Consider the following 21337-nt stretch of genomic DNA (forward strand, 5'->3'; position numbering starts at 1 on the left):
GGCGCTGGAAGCCGGCAACCTGCTGTTTGAGCTGGGCGGATCGCGCGCCAGCCTGCGCGAGCACAACCTCGATCGCCACTGGCGCAACGCGCGTACCCACACGCTGCATGACCCGGTACGCTGGAAATATCCGGTCATCGGCAACTATCTGCTTAACGGCGTGCTGCCGCCGCGACGGGGAACGCTATGAGCCGCAAACAGATTCTGCTCAATGCTTTTAACATGAACTGCGTGGGGCATATTCACCATGGCATGTGGACCCATCCGCAGGACCGCTCAGTGGAGTTCAATTCGCTGGCGTACTGGCTGGATTTAGCGCGTCTGCTGGAGCGCGGCCTGTTCGACGGACTGTTCATTGCCGATATTCTCGGCGTTTACGATGTGTATCAGCAGGGTATCGGCCTGACGGCGCGCGAGTCCATTCAGTTGCCGGTGAACGATCCGCTGATGCTGATTTCCGGCATGGCCAGTGTGACGCAGCATCTGGGCTTTGGCGTGACCGCCAATCTCAGCTACGAAGCCCCTTATCCTTTTGCCCGCCGCCTGTCGACGCTCGACCATCTGACCAATGGCCGCATCGGCTGGAATATCGTGACCGGCTATCTCGACAGCGCGGCGCGCGCCATGGGTCAGCAGCAACTGCTGGCGCACGATCGGCGCTACGACCAGGCCGATGAGTTTCTTGATGTCACTTATCAGCTGTGGGAAGGCAGCTGGCAGGACGATGCGTTGCTGGCCGACAAACAGCGCCGGCTGTATGCCGACGCGCAGAAGATTCACGCGATCAATCATCAGGGTGAATTTTATCAGGTGCAGGGCTATCACCTGAGCAGCCCTTCGCCGCAGCGCACGCCGTTGCTATTCCAGGCAGGATCATCCGCGCGCGGCGTGGCGTTTGCTGCGCGGCACGCCGAGTGCAGTTTCGTGAATGCCAGCTCGCCGGCGGCGCTGCGCGAGCAGGCGCAGCGTCTGCGCCACGCGGCGGTGGCGGCGGGTCGTCAGGCGGACGACTTACGCATCTTTATGGGCGTCAGCGTGATCGTCGCCGCCAGCGAACGCGAAGCGCAGGAGAAGCACCGCAGCTATCTGGAATACGCCAGTGCTGAAGCCGGCATTGCGCACTTCTCCAGCTCAATTGGCGTCGATCTCGCTGCGTTTGGCCTCGATGAACCGATTCACAGCGGCGACACGCGCGCCATTGAATCGGTGAGCAAAGCCTATAACGGCTGGACGCGTCGCCAGCTGCTGGAGCAGCATGCCCTCGGTAGCCGCTATCCGGTGATTGTCGGCAACCCGTCTCAGGTCGCCGACCAGTTGATCCGCTGGATTGATGAAGGCGACATCGACGGCTTCAATCTGACGCGCATCCTGAATCCGCAAAGCTACCGCGATTTTATTGAGCTGGTGGTGCCGGAACTTCAGCAGCGCGGCCGCTTCAAAACCGCCTATCAGCCGGGATCGCTGCGGCAAAAAATTTTTCAGCAGCAGGATCGTCTGCCCGCGCGCCACCCGGCCGCGCGCTGGCGGCCTGTGGCTGACGTTCGTTAATTTAACCTCAGGAAATCAGGATGAAATTTGCCTCATTAGTGGCGCTGAGCGCCGCAATATTTACCGCCAGCGCGTTTGCCGCCGGTGACTACAGCGGCGCCCTCAAAGTCGGTACCACGGCGGCCTTCGCGCCGCCGCTGGAAACCGCCGTGGCTGAAGCGAAAAAGCAGGGACTGCAGGTGGAGCTGGTGGAGTTCACCGACTGGACTGCGCCGAACGTGAGTGTGGAAAATGGCGACATTGACGTCAACCTGTTCCAGCACAAGCCGTTTCTTGACAATGCCAACCGCGAGGGCGGTTTCCATCTGGTGCCGTATGCGCCCGCCATCATCAATAACATCGGGCTCTATTCGAAGAAGCACACAGCAATCGATCAGATTCCGGACGGCGGCACGGTGGCGATTGCCAATGACCCGATTAACGGTGCGCGCGGATTGCTGCTGTTGCAAAATGCGCAGCTGATTACGTTAAAACCGGGCAGCGGGCTGAAATCCACCGTGGATGATATCGCCAGCAATCCCAAACACCTGAAAATCATCGAAGTGGAGGCAGTGCAGCTGTCGCGCTCGCTGGATGAGGTCGACCTGGCGCAGGGGTATCCGCACTATCTGCGCTTGTCGAAGACCATCGACCCCAACAAGGCCCTGTTATTTGATGGCCTTGAGCATCCGGAATATGTGATTCAGTTCGTGATTCGCGACGGACATCAGGACGATCCGCGTCTCAAAAAGTTTGTTGATATCTATCAGCACTCGCCGGTGGTGCGCGCGAAGCTGGATGAGTTCTACGGCAAGCTGTATCAGCCGGGCTGGAGCCAGTAATTATGGTCAGCCTGACTCTTCCTGGCGAGCAGGCGGCGCTGCACACCACGACGCCGGTCGCGGGCCGTGCGCATGTGCAGATCCGCGGGCTGAGCAAACGCTATGACGGCCAGTCGCAGGATGCGCTGAAGCACATCGACTTACAGGTTAAACGCGGCGAAATTTTTGGCATCATTGGCCGCAGCGGCGCGGGCAAATCGACGCTGATCCGCTGTCTGAACCGGCTGGAAAATCCGACGCAGGGTGCGGTGGTGATTGACGGTATTGATCTCAGTTCACTGAGCGCCAGCCAGCTGGTGCAGTGGCGGCGCCGCACCGGCATGATTTTTCAGCACTTCAATTTATTGTCTGCTAAAACGGTGCGGCAAAACATTGAGCTGCCGATGAAGGTGGCTGGCATACCGGCGGCGCAACGGCGGCAAAAAGTGGATGAGCTGCTGGCGCTGGTTGGGCTGGAAGCGCGCCAGCATGCCTGGCCGGCGCAACTCTCCGGCGGGCAGAAGCAGCGCGTCGGCATTGCGCGCGCGCTGGTGCACGATCCGGAACTGCTGCTGTGCGACGAGGCAACCTCGGCGCTGGATCCGGAAACCACGCGCGCCATCCTCGCGCTGCTGAAAAAAATCAATCAGCAGCGTCATATCACTATTGTGCTGATCACCCATGAGATGGACGTGGTGCACGACCTGTGTCACCAGGTGGCGGTGATCGATCAGGGTGAAATCATTGAGCGCGGTCCGGTGTGGCAGGTGTACAGCGATCCGCAGCATGAGACGACGCGGCAGTTGCTTAATCCGCAATTCGGCGCGCTGCCGGAGGCCATCCAGCCGTTGCTGACGCCGCAACGTCAGGACGTGGACTCGCGTTTGCTGGTGCGGCTGCGCTACAGCGGGCAGGGCGCGCAACCGGATCTGGCGGCGATCAGCGCACAGGTCAGCGGCGAGCTGACACTACTGTATAGTGCGGTTGAATGGGTCGATCGCAAACCCACCGGCCAGCTGTTGCTGCTGCTGGATGCCCGGCACGACGCGCCGGCAGCCCTTACCGCGCTTCATCCGCTGGCGGACCAACTGGAGGTTGCAGGTTATGTCACTGGCTATTGATCGTTTATGGCAGGGGTTGCTGGATACGCTGCTGATGGTCGGCGTGTCGTCGCTGCTGGCACTGCTGATCGGTTTACCGATGGCGGTGATTCTGGTGGTGACCGGGCGCGGCGATCTGTTCCCCAATCCGCTGCTCAACCGGCTGCTGGGCTGGCTGGTGAACCTGTTTCGCTCGATTCCGTTTTTGATTCTGATGGTGGCGCTGATCCCGTTTACCCGCTGGATTGTCGGCACTACCTACGGCGTCTGGGCGGCCGTGGTGCCGCTGACGCTGGCGGCGACGCCGTTTTTTGCCCGCATCGCGGAGGTGAGTCTGCGCGAAGTGGATAAAGGGCTGACGGAAGCGGCGCAGGCGATGGGCTTTCAGCGCTGGCATATTGTCTGGCACGTGCTGCTGCCGGAAGCGCGGCCTGGCATCGTCAGCGGTTTTACCATTACGCTGGTAACGATGATTAATGCCTCGGCGATGGCCGGTGCGATTGGCGCCGGCGGGCTGGGCGATCTGGCTTATCGTTACGGCTACCAGCGTTTCGATATGCAGGTCATGCTCACGGTGATCGTGGTGCTGGTGGCACTGGTCACGCTGCTGCAGCTGTGTGGCGACCGGCTGTCGCGCCGGCTGAACCATCGCTAAAGGCGTTTCAGCTGATCTGCAGGCCGTCAAGCGCCGCCAGCAGCGCGTCGACCTTCGGCAGCAGCTGTTTGCGGCGCGGCCAAATCACCGACAGCGGCAGACCGTCCGGCTGCTGCTGCGGCACAATCACTTCCAGCGCGCCGCTCGCCAGCGCGTCACGCACCAGCCATGACGGCATCTGCGCCACCCCGAGTCCAGCGCACAGCGCCTGCATTTGTGCATCCACGTCACCCAGCGCCATGCGAGAAGGCACCTGACGCCAGTGCGGATGTCCATCCTCCGTGGTAAACAGCCACGGCTTGGTACTGCCGTCAACGCGCTCATACAGAATCGCCCGATGCCGCAGCAACTCACTCTCGCTGGTCGGTCTGCCTGCGCGCGCCAGATAGTCCGGCGCGGCGCAAAACACCATACGCTCGCGGCCCATCGCCCGGCAGCCGAGCGAGGCGGGCAGATCCGGCGAACCGCCGATGCGCACCGCGACATCAATGCCCTCATCAAACAGATCAATAAAGCGATCCGAGAAGGTCAGGCTGAGTTCCACATCCGGATGCTGCTGACAGAACGGAATCAGCAGCGGCATCACGCCGAGCCGGCCATAGGTATTCGGCACCGCCAGCCGCAATCGCCCGGAAGGAATGGTGCGCTGCGCCGCCAGTACCGCTTCGGCTTCCGCCAGCTCCTCCATAATGCGCAGGCAGGTCTGATAATAGGCGCTGCCGGCGTCGGTGAGCGTCAGGCTGCGGGTGGTGCGCTCCAGCAGGCGAGAGCCGAGCCGCGCTTCCAGCCGCGTCACGCTTTTGCTGATGGCGGAACCGGTCAGGTGCAGACGCTCAGCGGCAGCGGCAAAACTGCCGCTTTCAACACTGGCGACAAAAGGAACGATGTCTTTCAGACGCTGATCGTGCATGTATTAGTGAATCCAGTTCAGGAATGATGTGAATTAATGCCACGGCTAAGAATTTAATTCTCTATTACGCTAAGGATAACTGCAACAGAGGAGATTCGACATGCAAAAACAGGCGTTAATCGTGGGGATCAGCGGGGTTATCGGTCGTGCGCTGGCGGAAAGGCTGCAAAGCGAGGGCTGGCAGGTAACCGGTTTGTCGCGTGGACGCGGTGCCATTCCCGAGGGCTGCCGCAGTCTGACGGCCGATCTGACCGATGCAGAAGCGGTGCGCAATGCGCTGGCACAGGAAAAACCGGATGCGCTGTTCTTTAGCGTCTGGTCACGCCAGGCGAATGAAAAAGAGAACATTCGCGTCAACGGCGGCATGGTGCATAACGTCATTGCCGCGCTTGGCGAGCGGCTGAACGGCGCGCATGTGGCACTGGTGACCGGGCTGAAGCATTATCTTGGTCCGTTCGAAGCGTATGGCAAAGGTGCGGTGCCGGTGACGCCGTTCCGCGAAGAACAGGGACGTCAGCCGGTCGATAACTTTTACTATGCGCAGGAAGATGAAGTGTTTGCCGGCGCAGAGCAATATGGCTACAGCTGGAGCGTGCACCGTCCGCACACCATCATCGGTTATGCATTGGGTAACGCCATGAACATGGGGCAGACGCTGGCTGTTTACGCCACGCTGTGCCGTGAAAAAGGCTGGCCGTTCATCTTTCCCGGCTCGCCGCAGCAGTGGAACGGTCTGGCCGATGTCACCGAAGCCGGTTTACTGGCGGAACAGCTGCTGTGGGCGACCCGTGCTGAAGGGGCTGCCAATCAGGATTTCAACGCGGTTAACGGCGATGTGTTCCGCTGGAACTGGCTATGGCCGCGTCTGGCAGACTATTTCGGTATTGAAGCTGCAGACTATCCGGCGCAGATGATGCCGCTGGAAGGACGCATGCAGGAAGCCGCAGCGGCCTGGCGTGAGATCGCTGCGCGCTATCAGCTGCGTGAAGCGGACATCGATAAACTGGCGTCGTGGTGGCACACCGATGCGGATTTGGGCCGGCCGATGGAGGCGTTTACCGATATGAGCAAGAGCCGTAAAGCCGGCTTTACCGGCTATCGCGCGACGCTGGATTCCTTCACCCAGCTGTTCGACCGACTGCGTGCGGAGCGCATCATTCCCTGATAACGTCACTGGCCGGCGTCGTCAGGCGATCTGCACCCAGCGCCGGCCAAGCAATACGGTCAGCACGATGATGCTCACGATGGCCGCCAGGTGCTGCAGCAAATCCAGCGCATGCAGGTGCACCGGATGACAGAACGCCAGCAGGCTTACCGCCATGCAGGCGACGCCCAGGCCCGCCATGGCCAGGCTGCGGGCCGGATAGAGCGCCCGCGTCTGGCGCAGACTGATGATGGTCAGCAGCAGCATCGGCAGACTCACCACCAGCAGGAAAACAAAGCACGGCAGCGTGTCGTGCTGCTGCAGCGGCGTGGACGTCTGCAGCAGACTGCTGGCGCTCAATCCCAGCCACAGCAGGCCCGGCGGCAACAGCAGCTTTGCGCTGATGCCGCGCCGCCCTGCAATGCTGAGTTCAAAGGCGCTGCGCATCGCCAGCAGCCCGAGGATAAACGCCAGCATCAGTTGCAGCGCGGCCTGCATCGCGCCGGCCTGCGACCAGTCGGTCAGAGTGCGCGGCACCAGCAAACTGGCCGCGATGCCGGCCGGTAGCGCCAGCGCCAGCCAGCCCAGCACGCGTTTTCCGCTCGCCGGCGGGCGTTTCACCGGGCGCAGATCGCGCCCCAGTTTTTCAATCAGCAAATGATGGTCAGTCATGGTTTGCTCCAAAGCGGCGCAGATTGATGAGCGCGCGGTGCAACAGCGATTTCACCGCCGACACGCTCAGATTATGGTGTGCCGCCGCCTCGTTCAGGCTCATTTCATGCAAATGAACATGCTCAACGATTTCACGCTGACGCAGCGGCAGCTGGCTGAGATAGCCCGCCAGCTCCTGCCGGGTGTCCAGCTGCTGCTGTTCTGCCGTGCTGGCGGGATCGGCGGCCTGAGCGTCGTCAAGCGCGCAGTGCAGCTGGCGGCTGCGGCGGCGCAGGGCATCAATGGCGCGCGCCGAGACTATCGCCGTCAGCCAGGGCAGAAAAGGGTAAGCGGGATCGTAGGTATGGCGCACGCGATGCAGCGTGAGCAGCACATCCTGAATCACATCTTCCGTTAAGGCTTCATCGCTCAGCCTGCGCCGCACCTGCGCGCGTATCACCGGCACCAGCGCCCGCAGCAGCCGGGTGTAGGCACACTGATCCCCGGCCTGCGCGCGTTCCATCAGTCCGGGCCAGTTTTCACGTGCGCTATCGCCTGTGTGCATACGCTGCCTTGTTGCCGTTACGTCTTCTTCGCTGCCGCCTGGTTTAACGCATCCACTACGATGCCGGGTGTCAGCACCTGCGGCAGTACTTTCGGTGGTCCGCCATCAGCCGGATACACCAGGTACATTGGTAAACCGCCCTGACCAAACTCACTCATCACGTCATCAACGTCCGGGTTAAATTTAGTCGAGTCTGCCACCATGTACAGCGTACCGGTTTTCGCCAGTGCGGTTTTCACCGCCTGGGTCGACAGCGAGGTCTTCTCGTTCACCTGACAGGTGATGCACCATGATGCGGTAAAATCGACAAAAATCGCTTTGCCATGCCCGCGCTGAGCGGCCACCGCCTGCGGCGTCCACGTCTGTTTGCTGACCTGCGCCTGTATATCGCCTTGCAGCGCCGCGCCTGGCTTGATCAGCCCCGGCAGCGGCGCGATCACCGCAATCAGCAATATCGCCGTGACGCTGAACAGCGCTTTGTGCCCTTTTCCGGCAAAGCGGCGCTGCTGCGCCATGCCATACAGCCAGCCGGCAAACGCCAGCACCACCGAGGCGGCCAGCACAACAGCCAGCGCGCTACTGCCCGCCTGCTGGTCCAGAATCCATACCAGCCAGGCCCAGGCACCGAGCATGGGAAAGGCCAGCCCGCGCTTAAGGATATCCATCCAGACGCCAGGACGCGGTAGAAATCGTGCCAGCGGCGGGAACAGCGACAGCAGGGTAAACGGCGCGGCAAAGCCGAGCGCCAGCGCAAAGAAAATGACCAGCGCAACCGCAGGGGGCTGCACCAGCGCGTAGCCGATGGCGCTGGCCATAAAGGGCGCGGCACAGGGCGTGGCTACGATGATCGCCAGTGCCCCGGTCAGCGCGGAACGCAAAAAAGCGCCGCGCTGGATGTCGATGGCCCCGACGCGCTGCACCGTTAGTCCCACCTCAAAGACGCCAAGCAGGTTAAGCGCGGCAGCCAGGATCACCAGCGACAGCAGGGCGATAACCAGCGGTGACTGCAGCTGAAAGCCCCAGCCGACCGCGGCGCCACCCGCGCGTGCGGCCAGCAGAATGCCGGCCAGCGCCATCATGGTCACCAGCACGCCGAGCAGGAAACCGAGGCCTTCACGGCGCGCGCTGGCAGCCTGGCTTTGATGGCGCAGCAGGCCAAGCGCTTTCAGCGAAATCACCGGAAAGACGCACGGCATGAGGTTGAGGATGATGCCGCCCAAAAAGGCGGCCAGCATCGCGGTTAACATGGCTGGCCTCTCACTTACTGCGCTTGCGGATGCGCAGCGTCATACTCTTTCACCGCCGCCAGCGCTTTTTCGATGTGGGTATCCGGGTTTCTGTCGGTATAGCTCAGCAGAATATTGCCGTTGGGGGCAATCACATAAGAGGTGCGGTCAGACAGCGTTTTGCCTTTTATCTGCATCAGCGTTTTATATTCGGCGGCCACTTTGGCGCCCGGATCGGCAGCCACGGCGAATTTGTCACGACACTCCAGCTTAGAAAAATCGCTGATCTGCTCGGTGTTACCGGCAGTGACGCCAATCACCGTGGCGCCCATTTTTTTGAAATCATCCGTGGCTTCGGCGAAGTCGTGCGCCTCAATGGTACAACCCGCGCTGAAGGCCGCCGGGAAGAAGTAGAGCACCACCGGCCCTTTTTGCAGCGCCTGCTGCAGCGAGAAAGTGAGCGGCTTACCGGCCAGCGCGCCCTGAAGTTCAAAGTCAGGTGCTTTGGCCCCGACGGGCAGCGCCGCGCCAGCAGCGAAGGCGGCGAGGCTCAGCGTGGTGCCGAGGGTGAGGGTAGCGATGAGATGCCTGATAGTTGTCATGATCTGCTCCTGCGGTGAAAGAGGTCCGGTTAGGGGTGTTCAGCCAGACAGTTCGCCGCAGTCGGTAAAAAGTTGCGCGGAGGGCAAAAAAAAGCAGGGCAGATCCCTTTTTCCCGTCTCGTTTATTTATTCTTTGCGTGAAATCCTTACAATAATCGCCTGATGTTTTTTTAGGTTTTAGATATGTCTTCAACGTCTTGCGATAAACAGCACAGTGAAACCCAGCAGCTGCTGGCCTCCCTTGAACAGCACATTGCCGAGCCGCCACCCCGGGTGCAGCCGGTGCCGGAAGATTTCTGGCAGCAGCTGGAGACGCTGACCCACGGCGACGACGCCTGACTCAGTTGCGCGGCTGTATACCGTGGCACACCATGCTCAGGGTGTGCTGCAGAATCATTTCGGTATCAAAGCCCGGCTCGTGGGCAAAGCGGGTAAAGGGCACCAGTACCATGCTGAGAATTGAGGTCATCAGCACATCGACATTCAGCTGGTTGTTCAGTAATCCCTGCTGCTGCCATTGAATCAGCAACGCGCGAATCCGTTCGCGTCCGGCATGACCGTGACGCTGTTTCAGCGTGCCGCCCAGCCCCTGACCACTGGCGACTTCCTGCAGCCACAGCGGTGCGAACCAGTCATGACTCAGCACGATATCCGCGAACTCTTTAATAAACCCGCTGATCGCAGCGACAGGGTCACTACTCTCTTCGACAAAATGCGCTTCCAGCCGTTGCCGTAACGGCACAAAGCGTTCCGCGACCACGGTATCCAGCAGTGACTCGCGCGACTGAAAATAGTAATTCAGCATGGCCGGGCTGACGCCAGCTTTACGGGCTATGGCGTTGAGCGAGGTTTCCGCGATGCCGTTTTGCGCATACAGCGCGAGCGTGATGTCCAGCAGATGTTCGCGCTGCTGGGCATTGATTGCGCCGCCGCGTGGACGGCCCGGCCGGCGGGGTTTATCAGAAGGCGCTGTCTCGCTCTCCATCACTTTTTGTGCGGTCATCTTTACGTACTCACGGGTTTCGTGTCAGACTTCGGTTAATATTAATTGTGCATTTAATTAATTTCAAACGGTGTCGTTATGAAACCTCAATCTATCACATCGCAGCGCGACAGCGGGGCAACCAGCCCGCCTTCCATTCGCCTGCTGATGGGCGCGCTGATGCTGGTGATGCTGCTGTCCGCGCTTGATCAGACCATTGTCTCGACCGCGCTGCCGACTATCGTCGGCGAACTGGGCGGGCTGGATCGCCTGTCGTGGATCGTCACTGCTTACATGCTGGCCTCAACCCTGGTTGTGCCGCTGTACGGCAAATTTGGCGATCTGTTTGGCCGCCGAACGGTGCTGCAAATCTCGGTGGTGCTGTTTTTGCTGGGCTCGGCGCTGTGCGGGCTGGCGCAAAACATGCCGCAGCTGATCTTTACCCGTGCGCTGCAGGGACTGGGCGGCGGCGGATTAATGGTGGTGAGCATGGCGGCGGTCGCGGATGTCATTCCGCCCGCCGATCGCGGCCGGTACCAGGGCCTGTTTGGCGGCGTGTTTGGTCTGGCGACGGTGATTGGGCCGCTGCTGGGCGGTTTTATCGTGCAGCACATGTCCTGGCGCTGGATTTTCTACATTAACCTGCCGCTCGGCCTGCTGGCGCTGCTGATCATTAATGCAGTGTTTAAAGCGGATAGCCGACGCAAACCCCATGAAATCGATTATCCGGGTGCGGTGTTTCTCAGCCTGGCGCTGGTGGGCGTGACGCTGTTTACCAGTGAAGGCGGCACGCTGCGCGAATGGTCAGATCCCCAGCTATGGTGCATTCTGGCCATGGGGCTGGTTGGCGTGTTGGGATTTATCTATGAGGAGCGACGCGCGTGGGAACCGATCATTCCACTCGATCTGTTCCGCAATCGCAGTTTTTCCCTCGCCAGTCTGATGGCGTTTATTATCGGCATGGCGCTGTTTGGCAGCGTGACGTTTTTGCCGCTTTATCTGCAGGTGGTAAAAAACGCCACGCCCACCGAGGCCGGACTACAGCTGTTACCGCTGATGGGCGGGCTGCTGGTCACCTCGATCATTAGTGGTCGCATGATTAGCCGCAGCGGGAAATACCGTTTGTTCCCCATCGCCGGGACGCTACTGGCCACAACCGGGATGGCGCTGATGACCACGCTGACGCTGGATGCGCCGCTCTGGCACATTTATCTGTTCTCCAGCGTGCTCGGCATGGGAATGGGCATGACTATGCAGGTGCTGGTGCTGGCGGTGCAAAATGCGGTGACGCCCGATCGCATCGGCGTAGCGACCTCATCGGTTACGCTGTTTCGCTCGGTGGGCGGTTCGATCGGCGTTGCGCTGTTTGGCGCTGTGTTCAGTCACGTGCTGAAATCCGGAGCGACCCGACTGATAGAGCAGGGTAACGTGCTGCCGCCTTCGCTGGATCCGGTCGCCGTGAACCATTTGCCTGCAGCGCTGCGTCAGGCTTATTTGCTGGTGTTCAGTGATGCGGTGCATGCCGCATTTCAGATGGCCGCCGGCGTTATGCTATTGGCTTTTATACTTTCGCTGCTGCTGCCGGAGTCGCCGCTGCGCGATAACGTGCGCAAATAAGCTTTCCGGTTATTTCGCAGCAGGTCCGTCGGTCAGGCTGCGGAATAAAATTTAAACGCAATTTGCCGGATAAATATGCGCTGTCGGCGCAAAGCAGCAAAAGATGTAGATTTTTATCCTAAATACATAGCGTTACCTTTCTGTAAACTTAGGTAAAAATAGTGAAGACAGCGAGAATTCGGGCGGAGACGCTTTATTTCTGCAACTTCTTTACGGTATAAATCTGCTATCCCTGTTATCCACTGTGAAACGTCACCCTATGATTGCTACTGCGGCCCGCAACCTGATTGCCTGCCTGATGTTATTAACCCTGGCTGGCTGCTCGTCTCACTCCTCGCCAGCACCGGAGCAGGAAAGTGTTGATACCTCACAGGACGGTGGTAAACAGCCCGATTTAATTCCGGTAATAGCCGCTTTGCACGATCAAATGCATTCGTGGGAAGGCACCAAATATCAGTGGGGCGGAACGCAATTATCCGGCGTTGACTGTTCCGGATTTGTCTGGCGCACCTTAAAAGATCGTTTCAATATTCCCATGGATCGCGTCACAACGCGTGAACTGATTGCCATGGGTAAGCCGGTCGATCAGGCGCATTTACAGCCTGGCGACTTAGTGTTCTTCCGCATTAAGCATGAGCTGCACGTCGGCTTTTACGACACCGATCGCCAGTTCCTGCATGCATCAGTCAGCCAGGGCGTGATGCGCTCGTCACTGAATAATCCGTACTGGAAATCGGTATATTTAGAAGCCAGACGACTCCCGCGCGAGCAAAATTCGCAGATCAGTTTCAATTATAAAAATAAAGTCTGAGGTCAGACTTCTTTCCACAAAACCGCGGCGCGACGTTTTCGCGCCCGCGCTCAGAGCCATCCCGCCGTCAACCATTCGTCTCCTGTTTCAGTGGCAATTCGCCTCCAACATGATGGCTGCTTTAACGCTCTGTGCCGCTTTATGGGCATTGAAATCCAATCAACCTATTGATTGTAAATAAATAATTTTAATATCACGCATTAACAATTAGTGCGATCATAGTATCCGCACTAATTATCAATTTTGTAATAGTAAACATGGTTATTATTATCTCCATCGAAGGCGCAGCGCCTTCTCATCAAACGCTAAGGAATATGACCATGAAAGCTATCAAAACACTGACCATTGCCGCCGCCGCCGCGCTTTCCCTGATGTCTGCTGCCAGCTTCGCGCAAACCGTTTCAGCCACCTCCACCACACTGGATGGTGCCGAAGCGAAAATTGCCGCTCAGGCTCAGCAGCAGGGCGCGCAATATAAAATTCTGGAAGCCAGCACCAACAACCTGGTGCACATGACCGCTGAACTCTACAAATAATGGATGGTTGCACAGGGATGTGCCAGAACGGGTCGCCTGACGGGCGGCCTTTTTTGTCGTGCAGTCAGGCTCGCAGCGTATCAATCATTCTGGCGATATTGCTGAATATGCAGCGCAGACTGTCTGGCAGGAGAACGCAATATGCTGAACAACGTGGATATCAACCGGCAGGCGCTGGCTTTTGCAGATGCATTACGCACGCAACGCCATGCTCACGTTCCGGTGATTCGTTTTGCCCACTGGCCGCAATTTATCGCGACGGTGCGCGCTGAGCTGGCGCAACCGGGCGATCAGAAATAATTAGCACGGTCACGATAATCGCACTAATTATCAATTGCAGTATAGTAACCTGAGTTATTATTAGTTTCATCGAAGGCACACAGCCTTCAGCCACAACCATTAAGGAATAAGACCATGAAAACCATTAAAGCTATGTCAATCGCCGCTGTTGCCGCTCTTTCTCTGATGTCAGCTGCCAGCTTTGCCCAGAGCGTAACCGTGACTTCCTCTACGCTGGACGGTGCAGAAGCTAAAATCGCCGCGCAGGCGCAAGAGCAGGGCGCTCAGTATAAAATTACTGAAGCCAACACCAACAACCGCGTGCACATGACGGCTGAACTGTATAACTAAGTTCAGACTGCTTAACTGCGTTAAGGCCGCCTTCGGGCGGCTTTGCTGTTTCCGGCCCGGCTGAAAGCTATCAAAAGCATCAGGCTGGCGTTCGAAATTTGACCAATCCTGCTCAGCGGGCGCAACAGGCGGAGCCCAGGCGTTTATCCACAGGATAAGCCAGCCTCTTTGCACGTCAGTTGTGGATAACTGCTTTAATATCAAACCGTCAGGCGATAAACGCTGAGTGGATTTCCCGACTTACCCGTCGGTTATTTTGTCAGAAATGAATCCGGTTGCGGCTAAATAAACGCGAAGCGGGAGAGTTTATTTCACCATTTCAAAACACATTAGGTTTGCGTAATCTGCACCGTTATTTTTTCGCGTCGTCGTCAAAATGGCGAGAGGGAATCAGATTTTTCTCTTTATTAACCGGCGTTCTTTTCGACCGGCCTTTGTCCAGCAGGCAGTCGCGGCAACAGGCTATTTGCGGATGGTGGATACGCGCTACCGTCAGCGCCTGATGCACGGTATACAAAGAGCCGATAAAGCGCTTTTCTTCTTCAAATTCCAGTACGTAACAGCCTTTTTTATGCAATACCCAGCCGGCGTCCGGATCGTGACATAAATAAAAATAGTGCGGTTCTAACATAACTTACTCTCGGGCGAGTGATAGCCATCGAATAGATAATCGGTGATGTGTCTAAATTAGAGACGCGTTCAGTCTACGCCGATGATGACCTGCGGGGCTAATTGATTTAATGACTTTCGGATTAGACCTGAAATGACCGGACCAGCATGAATAATGTGCCGGTCCGGTTGCTGATTTTATTCGCTGGCGAGCGCGGCGACCGGATCCATTCGTGCGGCTTTGCGCGCGGGCAGATAACCAAATATCATGCCGATAATGGTTGAGCAGGCAAAGGCTGCGCCAGCCGATTGCCATGAGTAGATGGCGGTCAGCACGCCGCCAGCCAGCAGTGAAATGACCGGACCTATCACCAGAGACAGCGCCACGCCGAGCGATCCGCCCACCAGGCACACCAGCACCGCTTCAATCATAAACTGCTGCATAATGTCGCCGCGTCGCGCACCTACCGCCATGCGCACACCAATCTCGTGGGTGCGTTCGGTCACCGACACCAGCATGATGTTCATTACGCCAATACTGCCGATCATGAGCGCAATCGAAGCCACCAGTAAAATTAGCAGCGTCAGCGTGGCCGCCGCACCTTCTATCGCTTTACGATACTTGTCCCGGTTGAACATCAGGAAATCTTTGGTGCCGTGGCGCGCCGTCAGCAACTGGGTGAGCGATTCCACCGCCGCACCGCTCACCACATCATCTTTGAGTTTAATACTGATACTGGTGAGCGCGGTCTGGCCGCTAATGCGATACATCACCGTGCTCCACGGCAGCCAGACGCTGAGACGGTTGGGCGACAGACCATCTTCATTATTGGCCACGCCAATAACACGCACCGGCACCGATCCCAGCACAATCATTTTGCCAATCGGGCTCGGGCCCTGTTCGCCAAATAATTTATTGCGCGTGTTGATATCAATGATGATTTCCTGGCGCGCGTGCCGCTCATCGCTGAAGTTGCTGCCTTCCACCAGCTTAATGCCCTGAATGCGAAAATAGTCGACGCCTACGCCGGAAACTGAAGTTTTGGAGGCGTTAGCCAGGTAACGAATGGGCTGCGTGGCGATGATCTCCGGACTGACGGCGGCGACAAACTGCTGGCGCGCAATCACATCGGCGTCGGCCATCACCAGGGTTTGTACCGGATGCGCATCATCCTCGACATAATCGCCGCCGGCATAGATAGAAATCACATTGGTACCCAGTCCGGAAATGCTCTCCAGCGTTTTTTCCCGTGCGCCCTGGCCCAGCGCCACCACGGTGACGACGGCGGCAATGCCAAAGATAATGCCGGTCATAGTCAGTGCGGTGCGCAGGCGGTGGGCGTTCATGGCATTCAGCGCCATGCGCAATGATTCGCGCAGCCGGTCAAGCAGACCGCGGAATCGGCTTTGCCGCTTGCGTGGCGCTGGCGTAAAGCGCGTTTTTGCGGCCGTGGCAGTACTGCCGCTGTCGGCAAAAATCTCGCCGTCCTGAATTTCGATGATGCGTTCCGCGTGCTGCGCCACTTTCATATCGTGGGTAACGATAATCACCGTGTGACCTTCGCAGTTCAGTTCGCTGAGGATGCGCAGCACTTCTTCACCGGAGTGCGAATCGAGCGCGCCGGTGGGCTCATCGGCGAGGATAATTTCGGCACCGTTGATCAGTGCACGCGCAATACTGACACGCTGCTGCTGGCCGCCCGATAGCTCGCCCGGCTTATGCTGTTCGCGCCCCTGTAATCCGAGCCGTACCAGCAGCTGTGCGGCGCGCTGACGGCGTGCGGTGCCGGATAAGTTGGCATAAATCGCCGGTATTTCAACATTGCTCAGCGCGCTGAGATCCGGCATCAGGTGATAGCGCTGAAAGATGAAGCCGATGTGCTCGCGCCGCACTTGCGCCAGCGCATCGGGCGAGAGCGTGGCGGTATTTTTGCCGCCAATCAGGTAATCACCGCTGTCCGGCGCATCAAGGCAGCCAAGAATGTTCAGCAGCGTGGATTTGCCTGAGCCCGAGGGCCCGATGATCGCCACCATTTCGCCGCTGGCAATCTGCAGATTAATGTTTTTCAGCACCTGCAGGGATTGCGAACCATTGACGTAGCTGCGCTGAATGTTGTGCAGTTCGATGATATTCACATCACCACCTTGTCCGCGCCCGGCTGCTGCGTGGCAAGGATCACTTTTTCCCCTAAGCGCAGCCCGCTCAGCACCTGAATGTCAACGCTGTCGCTGATGCCGGTGGTGATGTAGCGCTTCTCTGGCTGATTATTTTGATCCGCGATTTCGACGTAAGTACGACCATCGCTGGCCTTTTTCGTGGCCTGTACCGGCACCAGCAGCGCGTTTTTCGCCTGGTCACGCAGCAGATTAACCTGCGCCGTCATGGAGATGCGCAGCGCATTATCCGGGTTCGGCACATCAAGCAGGGCGTTGTAATACACCGCCGCGTTCGTGCTGCTCACGGTATTGCTTTCGCTGTTACCCATCAGTGCATCATCTTTCATCACCGACTCAGGAGCCAGTTCGATGCTGCGCAGCGTGGCGTTATAACGTTTATCCGGGTTGGCGAAGGTGGTAAACCACGCCTGCTGGCCGGGCTGAATATTGGTAATGTCCGCCTCGGAGATTTGCACTTTGATGGTCATTGTGCCGAGCTGCGCCAGTTTAGCGATGGTCGGGGCGCTCTGCACGGCGTTTACGGTCTGGCCCTGCTTCGTGACAATCGCCACCACCGTGCCGTCAATGGGTGCCATGATGCGCGTGTAGCCGAGATCGAGTTGCTTTTTATCCACTTCGATCTGCGCCTGAATCACCCGCGCCTGCTGCGCCGTCAGCTCTGCCTGGGCGATGCGCCACGCTTCGGCGGCGGTATCAAAATCCTGGCGGGAAACGGCATTGGTTTTAACCATCTGCTGCAGGCGCTGAAACTGTGCCTGCTGGCGTACCAGCGTAGCCTGACGGGTCTGTAAATCCGCCTGCGCCACGCTCAGCGCCGCCTGCGCATTACGCAGATCGCTGCGCTGCGGCTGATCATCGATCTCCGCGATCAGTTGGCCCTTGCGCACGTTGTCGCCAGCTTTGATATACAGCTTCTTCACCTGACCGGAGACCTGCGCACCGACGTTAACGCGCTCAATCGCGTCCATTTTGCCGGTAGCGGCAATCACGTTTTCGATGTCGCCCTGGCGCACCGCGGCGGTCATCAGCGGATTGGGTTTACTGCGTGACGCCGAATATGCCCAGAGAACCAGAATCATCACCAGCGCGGTCAGCGCGGCAAACAGCCATTTTTTCGTCATTGTGTGCATCATCGTCCCTTAAATTTAGCGAGAATAATAATCACTAAGCGGGACAAACTGGAGAAAAATTCTGCGGAATTTTGTCAGCCGCAGGGGAGTGCGCCATCCCTGGCGCAGGTTGTGGGTTAGCGATACCCCGTCAGTCAATCCGTTCAGAGCAGATTCAGCTGTTGCTTCAGCTGCGCAATCTCCCTGCGCCACTGCTGCTGCTGCGCCGGTTTCTGATGCTTTGCCTTACGCGCTTCGTCCTGCTGCAGCTTTTCTTCCAGCACCAGCAGCGCCTGCAACAGCGCATCTTCATCGCCCGGGCGGTCATCGACGGCAGCAGCGGCAAGCGGGTGATCGACTGGCACATGAGCGGTGGCCAGCCTGGCGGTCACCTGCGGCCAGTCGTGCCACTCGCTCAGCTGCTGCTGTTCAATCAGCCAGAAGCGATTGCAGCTGCTGGCGATCAGGCTGCGGTCGTGAGACACCAGCAGCACCGCGCCGGCGAACTGCTGCAGCGCCTGCGCCAGCTCCTCTTTGCCTGCCATATCCAGATGGTTAGTCGGTTCATCCAGCAGCAGCAGCGAGTAGCGCGCCAGCGTCAGGCCGACAAACAGCAGGCGCGAGCGCTCACCACCGCTGAGTGAGGCAACCTTCTGCTGATGGCGCAGCCAGGGAAAGCCTGCGCTAATCAGTGCCATTTTGCACTGCTCATCGCTCAGCGCAGCGAAACCGTGTAGCGCCGCGCTTAACGTCTGGTCGTCACGCAACTGTTGCAGGCTCTGGTCGTAATAGCCGACGCGGGCGCGCGGATGAAACAGCGGGCTGTCGCCTTGCTGCCAGCTGTGCCACAGCTGGCGCAGCAGTGAGGATTTGCCGCAGCCGTTGTGGCCGACAATCGCGATGCGATCGCCACTTTTCACCTGCAGCGCGGGCAGGGAAAAAAGGGTCGGCGCCCCGGCAGCAGGCTGAATCGACATCGGCGGCAGCGCCAGCACGCGATCCGCCTGCAGCGCTTCGCCCTGTAACTGCAGCTGCCACGGACTGCCGGCGCTGAGCGTGGTCTGCGCGGCTTTCAGCCAGTCGATGCGCTTCTCCATTTGTTTTGCTTTACGCGCCAGACCTTCGTTGTCATAGGTCCGACCCCAGATCGCCAGCCGTTTTGCACTGCTCTCAACCCGGGCGATCTCCTGCTGCTGTGCCTGGTGGCGCTGCGCATCCGCCTCATCCTGCTGTGCCAGCGCCTCGCGGGCGGCCGTGCAGGGCAGACGGAAGACGTGCAGCGTGCGATCGCGCAGGATTGCGCTGCAGTTGGTGACGCGATCCAGCAGCGCGCTGTCGTGGGACACCAGCACAAAGCTGCCCTGCCAGCCGATCAGGAAATTCTCAAGCCACAGCAGGGTCGGCAGGTCGAGATGGTTACCCGGTTCGTCCAGCAACAGTAAATCCGGCTGCAGAATCAGCGCGCGCGCCAGCAACAGCCGCATATGCTGCCCGCCGCTCAGCGTCGCCGCGGTTTGTGACTGCTGCGCTGTGCTGAAACCCAGCGTATGCAGCAGCGCCTCGGCACGCCAGCGCTCGCTACTGCGCTGTGCTGCGGGCAGCCGGGCGATCACGCCATCCAGCAATGAGGCCTCGAGTAATGTTTCCGGCAGAAGTTGTTCAATGCGCGCCAGCAGACAGTGGCTGGCGGGTGTGACGCTGCCGTGACTGGCGGCCAGTTCACCGCTGAGAATTTTCAGCAGGGTACTTTTACCGCTGCCGTTGTCGCCAATCAGGCCGATGCGGTCGCCTTTTTTCAGGCTGAAATCCAGGGAATGAAAAAGCGGGCCAAAGGCATTGTCGAAGCCGACGGCATGTGCGGAAAGGAGTGTGCTCATCTACTTACTCTCAAGTTGCAGGCGCAAAAAAGCCTGACGTCAGAATTTCGCTGACGACAACCCGGTAAGCCGGAGAGAAGGGATTAAATTGTCAGAACTTCGCTCAGGCGGATTATCGCAGCACGAGTGCGGTAAAACCTGAGCGGGTCCAGTCACCATAGAAGTGTGAGTAAACAAACAGTTCACACGACGGCATAGAGTTCCTCCTTAGTTATCAGCAGGTGAATAAGTCAGCCGATAATAGTGGCGGAGTGCGGCTTTTTCCAGCGATTTGTATCGGCGTTGGTATAGTATGGCGTCAGAGTCTGATTGATGTCACAGGAGATTGAATATGTTGATTTATGACGTTTTTGGCCGCCACATTGGTGTTCTGCGCAAGGATGATGGCTGGCAGGTATTTCGCGTCGACGTGACAGAAAGAAAATTCTCACGAATGTTTGATATCGTTATTCCAGATGATATGCCAGAAGACGAAATTGCAGGCTGGCTGGGTGATATCTTTCATGAAGCTGCAACTGAGCATCATCCTGATGTGAAACGCATCGAATGAAAACCTGGTTATGTTGAGATGTTTGCCTTTGGCTTAAAGCGGACTTGGCCAAAGTTCATGTCCGCTTTGAGCGAGTAGCTGACTTCGATAATTGAAGTCTATCCCAGCTAAAGCATGCTTAATGACTGAATTCGTCTTTTAACAATCCAAAAACCCAGTCATCCTGCCACCGATCCTGAAGAAAATAGTTTTGCCTTAATGTGCCCTCATGTTGAAATCCTACCTTAAGCAATGTCCTGCGTGAAGCTTCATTACCCGAGGTAACTGTCGCTGTTAGCTTGTGATATCCATGTGTGTTAAATGCAAAACGAGCAATATCTTTTAAGGACTCGCTGCCAAAACCTTTGCCATGAAATTCCGAAGCAAGTATGAACCCTACTTCCGCAATGCTCTCACTACGCTCAATAAAGCCAGTTACTCCAATGGGTAAATGTGTATTCTTTTGACTGATAACGAGACACAGCCAGTGTTCACTGCCTTTTTGCCACGGTTGCAAACGCTTCTCAAAAGAGTGGATTCTGATTTCCTCTTCCGTTCGTGAATCGCTAATGAAATGCATAACATGGCGGTCCTGATTTAATGCCAGATAAAATGGCCAGTCAGTGTGGCTGAGACAGCGATAATTAAGTCCGGCAGAGGGAACATAATGCATTGGCATTCTCCATATTTTTCTTTATGTTCCGTTAGATTTAAAGATTTCATGAGCTGGATTTCAAGAACCTTACCAACATTCGTAACGTCCACTTTCGGCACAGGGCTGCTGTTGCAGCCCTCACAAATTAAACTTCAATAGACTCAGCTATCTCCAGAGCATCTTCCACTTCAATACCGAGATAACGGACTGTACTTTCGAGGTATTTGTGACCTAACAGTAGCTGGAACACTCGAAGATTCTTCGTTTTTTATAGATCAGATATGGCTTGGTTCTTTGCATAGAATGCGTACTGTACAGAGTCTCGTCGAGACCCAGCTTATCAATCCATCCATGAAAAATACGGTTATATTGCCTGGTTGAAATATGTCGTGAAGAACCGACGCGGGACTGGAACAGATAGTCGTTACTACGTAGATGAGCCATTTTGATCCACGCTGCTACAGCCTCTCTGGTTACCTTAGTCAGTTCAAACTGAACGGGGCTTCCCGTTTTTTGCTGCAGCACTGTCGCTCTGCCCGAAACAGAGTGCCCATAGGCCACATCAGAAACTTTTAGCTTAACCAGATCACAGCCCCGAAGTTT

Annotated in this window: 23 protein-coding genes and 2 pseudogenes; 13 read left to right on the plus strand and 12 right to left on the minus strand. The window is 57.6% G+C overall.

Features of this window, described 5'->3' with window-relative positions; all coding sequences use genetic code 11:
• The 5 genes and pseudogenes from FT726_RS20545 to FT726_RS20565 all read left to right on the plus strand — a co-directional run.
• Nucleotides 1–190: pseudogene (locus FT726_RS20545) on the plus strand (SfnB family sulfur acquisition oxidoreductase); the annotation flags it as partial.
• The gene (locus tag FT726_RS20550; protein WP_152390922.1) at nucleotides 187–1548 is read left to right on the plus strand and encodes an LLM class flavin-dependent oxidoreductase; all 1362 of its coding nucleotides are present in this window, start codon (nucleotides 187–189) and stop codon (nucleotides 1546–1548) included. The pseudogene FT726_RS20545 and the gene FT726_RS20550, both read left to right, overlap by 4 nt.
• A 20-nt stretch (nucleotides 1549–1568) precedes the next feature.
• Nucleotides 1569–2369 (plus strand): MetQ/NlpA family ABC transporter substrate-binding protein, encoded by an 801-nt coding sequence (locus tag FT726_RS20555; protein WP_346303356.1) that lies wholly within the window; start codon nucleotides 1569–1571, stop codon nucleotides 2367–2369.
• Between the two features lie 2 nt (nucleotides 2370–2371).
• On the plus strand, nucleotides 2372–3469 hold the full coding sequence (locus tag FT726_RS20560; RefSeq protein ID WP_058776052.1) for a methionine ABC transporter ATP-binding protein: 1098 nt from the start codon (nucleotides 2372–2374) through the stop codon (nucleotides 3467–3469).
• Nucleotides 3453–4103 (plus strand): methionine ABC transporter permease, encoded by a 651-nt coding sequence (locus FT726_RS20565; RefSeq protein ID WP_021508962.1) that lies wholly within the window; start codon nucleotides 3453–3455, stop codon nucleotides 4101–4103. Before FT726_RS20560 ends, FT726_RS20565 begins: the two co-directional genes overlap by 17 nt.
• Before the next feature lie 7 nt (nucleotides 4104–4110).
• Here FT726_RS20565 and FT726_RS20570 read toward each other — a convergent pair whose 3' ends face one another.
• The gene (locus FT726_RS20570) at nucleotides 4111–5013 is read right to left on the minus strand and encodes a LysR family transcriptional regulator (RefSeq protein ID WP_282995492.1); all 903 of its coding nucleotides are present in this window, start codon (nucleotides 5011–5013) and stop codon (nucleotides 4111–4113) included.
• Between the two features lie 100 nt (nucleotides 5014–5113).
• Here FT726_RS20570 and FT726_RS20575 point away from each other — a divergent pair, with 100 nt between their 5' ends.
• Nucleotides 5114–6178: an SDR family oxidoreductase gene (locus tag FT726_RS20575; protein WP_058759046.1), complete on the plus strand. Its 1065-nt coding sequence runs from the start codon at nucleotides 5114–5116 to the stop codon at nucleotides 6176–6178.
• Nucleotides 6179–6199: 21 nt separating this feature from the next.
• Here the strand turns inward: FT726_RS20575 and FT726_RS20580 are convergent, their stop codons facing one another.
• The 4 genes from FT726_RS20580 to FT726_RS20595 are packed head-to-tail and all read right to left on the minus strand — an operon-like array spanning nucleotide 6200 to nucleotide 9201.
• Nucleotides 6200–6829, minus strand: a complete 630-nt coding sequence (locus FT726_RS20580) for an NrsF family protein (RefSeq protein ID WP_288423453.1) — start codon at nucleotides 6827–6829, stop codon at nucleotides 6200–6202.
• Nucleotides 6822–7373, minus strand: coding sequence for a sigma-70 family RNA polymerase sigma factor (locus FT726_RS20585; RefSeq protein ID WP_282995490.1), 552 nt, complete (start codon nucleotides 7371–7373; stop codon nucleotides 6822–6824). Before FT726_RS20585 ends, FT726_RS20580 begins: the two co-directional genes overlap by 8 nt.
• Nucleotides 7374–7390: 17 nt before the next feature.
• Nucleotides 7391–8620, minus strand: coding sequence for a cytochrome c biogenesis protein CcdA (locus FT726_RS20590; RefSeq protein WP_282995489.1), 1230 nt, complete (start codon nucleotides 8618–8620; stop codon nucleotides 7391–7393).
• Between the two features lie 14 nt (nucleotides 8621–8634).
• Complete coding sequence (locus tag FT726_RS20595; RefSeq protein WP_125310836.1) at nucleotides 8635–9201, minus strand: peroxiredoxin; 567 nt, start codon at nucleotides 9199–9201, stop codon at nucleotides 8635–8637.
• Nucleotides 9202–9384: 183 nt separating this feature from the next.
• Here FT726_RS20595 and FT726_RS20600 point away from each other — a divergent pair, with 183 nt between their 5' ends.
• Nucleotides 9385–9540: a hypothetical protein gene (locus FT726_RS20600; RefSeq protein WP_168926280.1), complete on the plus strand. Its 156-nt coding sequence runs from the start codon at nucleotides 9385–9387 to the stop codon at nucleotides 9538–9540.
• 1 nt (nucleotide 9541) lies between these two features.
• Here the strand turns inward: FT726_RS20600 and FT726_RS20605 are convergent, their stop codons facing one another.
• Nucleotides 9542–10204, minus strand: a complete 663-nt coding sequence (locus tag FT726_RS20605) for a TetR/AcrR family transcriptional regulator (protein ID WP_058770292.1) — start codon at nucleotides 10202–10204, stop codon at nucleotides 9542–9544.
• 78 nt (nucleotides 10205–10282) lie between these two features.
• On the opposite strand from FT726_RS20605, the gene FT726_RS20610 reads away from it, so the two are divergent.
• From FT726_RS20610 to FT726_RS20630, 5 genes are all read left to right on the plus strand, one after another.
• Nucleotides 10283–11800, plus strand: coding sequence for an MDR family MFS transporter (locus FT726_RS20610; protein WP_058759051.1), 1518 nt, complete (start codon nucleotides 10283–10285; stop codon nucleotides 11798–11800).
• A gap of 259 nt (nucleotides 11801–12059) precedes the next feature.
• Entirely contained in the window at nucleotides 12060–12611 is a 552-nt protein-coding gene (locus tag FT726_RS20615) for a C40 family peptidase (RefSeq protein WP_021508972.1), read from the plus strand.
• Between the two features lie 320 nt (nucleotides 12612–12931).
• Nucleotides 12932–13147, plus strand: coding sequence for a YdgH/BhsA/McbA-like domain containing protein (locus FT726_RS20620; protein ID WP_059009207.1), 216 nt, complete (start codon nucleotides 12932–12934; stop codon nucleotides 13145–13147).
• A 141-nt stretch (nucleotides 13148–13288) separates the two neighbouring features.
• Nucleotides 13289–13447, plus strand: a complete 159-nt coding sequence (locus FT726_RS20625; RefSeq protein ID WP_165899342.1) for a hypothetical protein — start codon at nucleotides 13289–13291, stop codon at nucleotides 13445–13447.
• A 114-nt stretch (nucleotides 13448–13561) separates the two neighbouring features.
• Nucleotides 13562–13777, plus strand: a complete 216-nt coding sequence (locus FT726_RS20630) for a YdgH/BhsA/McbA-like domain containing protein (RefSeq protein WP_058770290.1) — start codon at nucleotides 13562–13564, stop codon at nucleotides 13775–13777.
• A 352-nt stretch (nucleotides 13778–14129) separates the two neighbouring features.
• On the opposite strand, the gene FT726_RS20635 is transcribed toward FT726_RS20630, so the two are convergent.
• From FT726_RS20635 to FT726_RS20650, 4 genes are all read right to left on the minus strand, one after another.
• On the minus strand, nucleotides 14130–14408 hold the full coding sequence (locus FT726_RS20635) for a hypothetical protein (RefSeq protein ID WP_058770289.1): 279 nt from the start codon (nucleotides 14406–14408) through the stop codon (nucleotides 14130–14132).
• Between the two features lie 176 nt (nucleotides 14409–14584).
• A complete protein-coding gene (locus tag FT726_RS20640) occupies nucleotides 14585–16522 on the minus strand; it encodes a MacB family efflux pump subunit (RefSeq protein WP_346303357.1) in 1938 nt (645 codons plus the stop codon).
• Nucleotides 16519–17694: an efflux RND transporter periplasmic adaptor subunit gene (locus tag FT726_RS20645; protein WP_141496116.1), complete on the minus strand. Its 1176-nt coding sequence runs from the start codon at nucleotides 17692–17694 to the stop codon at nucleotides 16519–16521. The genes FT726_RS20640 and FT726_RS20645 overlap by 4 nt, the downstream gene beginning before the upstream one ends.
• Before the next feature lie 143 nt (nucleotides 17695–17837).
• Nucleotides 17838–19550: an ABC-F family ATP-binding cassette domain-containing protein gene (locus tag FT726_RS20650; protein WP_238562125.1), complete on the minus strand. Its 1713-nt coding sequence runs from the start codon at nucleotides 19548–19550 to the stop codon at nucleotides 17838–17840.
• 331 nt (nucleotides 19551–19881) lie between these two features.
• On the opposite strand from FT726_RS20650, the gene FT726_RS20655 reads away from it, so the two are divergent.
• Complete coding sequence (locus FT726_RS20655; protein ID WP_238562124.1) at nucleotides 19882–20100, plus strand: hypothetical protein; 219 nt, start codon at nucleotides 19882–19884, stop codon at nucleotides 20098–20100.
• Between the two features lie 118 nt (nucleotides 20101–20218).
• Here FT726_RS20655 and FT726_RS20660 read toward each other — a convergent pair whose 3' ends face one another.
• Both FT726_RS20660 and FT726_RS20665 read right to left on the minus strand, forming a co-directional pair.
• On the minus strand, nucleotides 20219–20752 hold the full coding sequence (locus FT726_RS20660; RefSeq protein WP_059009198.1) for a GNAT family N-acetyltransferase: 534 nt from the start codon (nucleotides 20750–20752) through the stop codon (nucleotides 20219–20221).
• A 127-nt stretch (nucleotides 20753–20879) separates the two neighbouring features.
• Nucleotides 20880–21337: pseudogene (locus tag FT726_RS20665) on the minus strand (tyrosine-type recombinase/integrase); the annotation flags it as partial.

The organism is Pantoea sp. Morm (genome assembly GCF_016643525.1).
Lineage (GTDB): Bacteria > Pseudomonadota > Gammaproteobacteria > Enterobacterales > Enterobacteriaceae > Pantoea > Pantoea dispersa.

What these genes read in the sequence shown, in the direction of transcription:
- FT726_RS20550 (WP_152390922.1), top strand. Translation starts at nt 187, where the DNA reads ATGAGCCGCAAACAGATTCTGCTCAATGCTTTTAACATGAACTGCGTG.
- FT726_RS20555 (WP_346303356.1), top strand. Translation starts at nt 1,569, where the DNA reads ATGAAATTTGCCTCATTAGTGGCGCTGAGCGCCGCAATATTTACCGCC.
- FT726_RS20560 (WP_058776052.1), top strand. Translation starts at nt 2,372, where the DNA reads ATGGTCAGCCTGACTCTTCCTGGCGAGCAGGCGGCGCTGCACACCACG.
- FT726_RS20565 (WP_021508962.1), top strand. Translation starts at nt 3,453, where the DNA reads ATGTCACTGGCTATTGATCGTTTATGGCAGGGGTTGCTGGATACGCTG.
- FT726_RS20570 (WP_282995492.1), bottom strand. Translation starts at nt 5,013, where the DNA reads ATGCACGATCAGCGTCTGAAAGACATCGTTCCTTTTGTCGCCAGTGTT.
- FT726_RS20575 (WP_058759046.1), top strand. Translation starts at nt 5,114, where the DNA reads ATGCAAAAACAGGCGTTAATCGTGGGGATCAGCGGGGTTATCGGTCGT.
- FT726_RS20580 (WP_288423453.1), bottom strand. Translation starts at nt 6,829, where the DNA reads ATGACTGACCATCATTTGCTGATTGAAAAACTGGGGCGCGATCTGCGC.
- FT726_RS20585 (WP_282995490.1), bottom strand. Translation starts at nt 7,373, where the DNA reads ATGCACACAGGCGATAGCGCACGTGAAAACTGGCCCGGACTGATGGAA.
- FT726_RS20590 (WP_282995489.1), bottom strand. Translation starts at nt 8,620, where the DNA reads ATGTTAACCGCGATGCTGGCCGCCTTTTTGGGCGGCATCATCCTCAAC.
- FT726_RS20595 (WP_125310836.1), bottom strand. Translation starts at nt 9,201, where the DNA reads ATGACAACTATCAGGCATCTCATCGCTACCCTCACCCTCGGCACCACG.
- FT726_RS20600 (WP_168926280.1), top strand. Translation starts at nt 9,385, where the DNA reads ATGTCTTCAACGTCTTGCGATAAACAGCACAGTGAAACCCAGCAGCTG.
- FT726_RS20605 (WP_058770292.1), bottom strand. Translation starts at nt 10,204, where the DNA reads ATGACCGCACAAAAAGTGATGGAGAGCGAGACAGCGCCTTCTGATAAA.
- FT726_RS20610 (WP_058759051.1), top strand. Translation starts at nt 10,283, where the DNA reads ATGAAACCTCAATCTATCACATCGCAGCGCGACAGCGGGGCAACCAGC.
- FT726_RS20615 (WP_021508972.1), top strand. Translation starts at nt 12,060, where the DNA reads ATGATTGCTACTGCGGCCCGCAACCTGATTGCCTGCCTGATGTTATTA.
- FT726_RS20620 (WP_059009207.1), top strand. Translation starts at nt 12,932, where the DNA reads ATGAAAGCTATCAAAACACTGACCATTGCCGCCGCCGCCGCGCTTTCC.
- FT726_RS20625 (WP_165899342.1), top strand. Translation starts at nt 13,289, where the DNA reads ATGCTGAACAACGTGGATATCAACCGGCAGGCGCTGGCTTTTGCAGAT.
- FT726_RS20630 (WP_058770290.1), top strand. Translation starts at nt 13,562, where the DNA reads ATGAAAACCATTAAAGCTATGTCAATCGCCGCTGTTGCCGCTCTTTCT.
- FT726_RS20635 (WP_058770289.1), bottom strand. Translation starts at nt 14,408, where the DNA reads ATGTTAGAACCGCACTATTTTTATTTATGTCACGATCCGGACGCCGGC.
- FT726_RS20645 (WP_141496116.1), bottom strand. Translation starts at nt 17,694, where the DNA reads ATGCACACAATGACGAAAAAATGGCTGTTTGCCGCGCTGACCGCGCTG.
- FT726_RS20650 (WP_238562125.1), bottom strand. Translation starts at nt 19,550, where the DNA reads ATGAGCACACTCCTTTCCGCACATGCCGTCGGCTTCGACAATGCCTTT.
- FT726_RS20655 (WP_238562124.1), top strand. Translation starts at nt 19,882, where the DNA reads ATGTTGATTTATGACGTTTTTGGCCGCCACATTGGTGTTCTGCGCAAG.
- FT726_RS20660 (WP_059009198.1), bottom strand. Translation starts at nt 20,752, where the DNA reads ATGCATTATGTTCCCTCTGCCGGACTTAATTATCGCTGTCTCAGCCAC.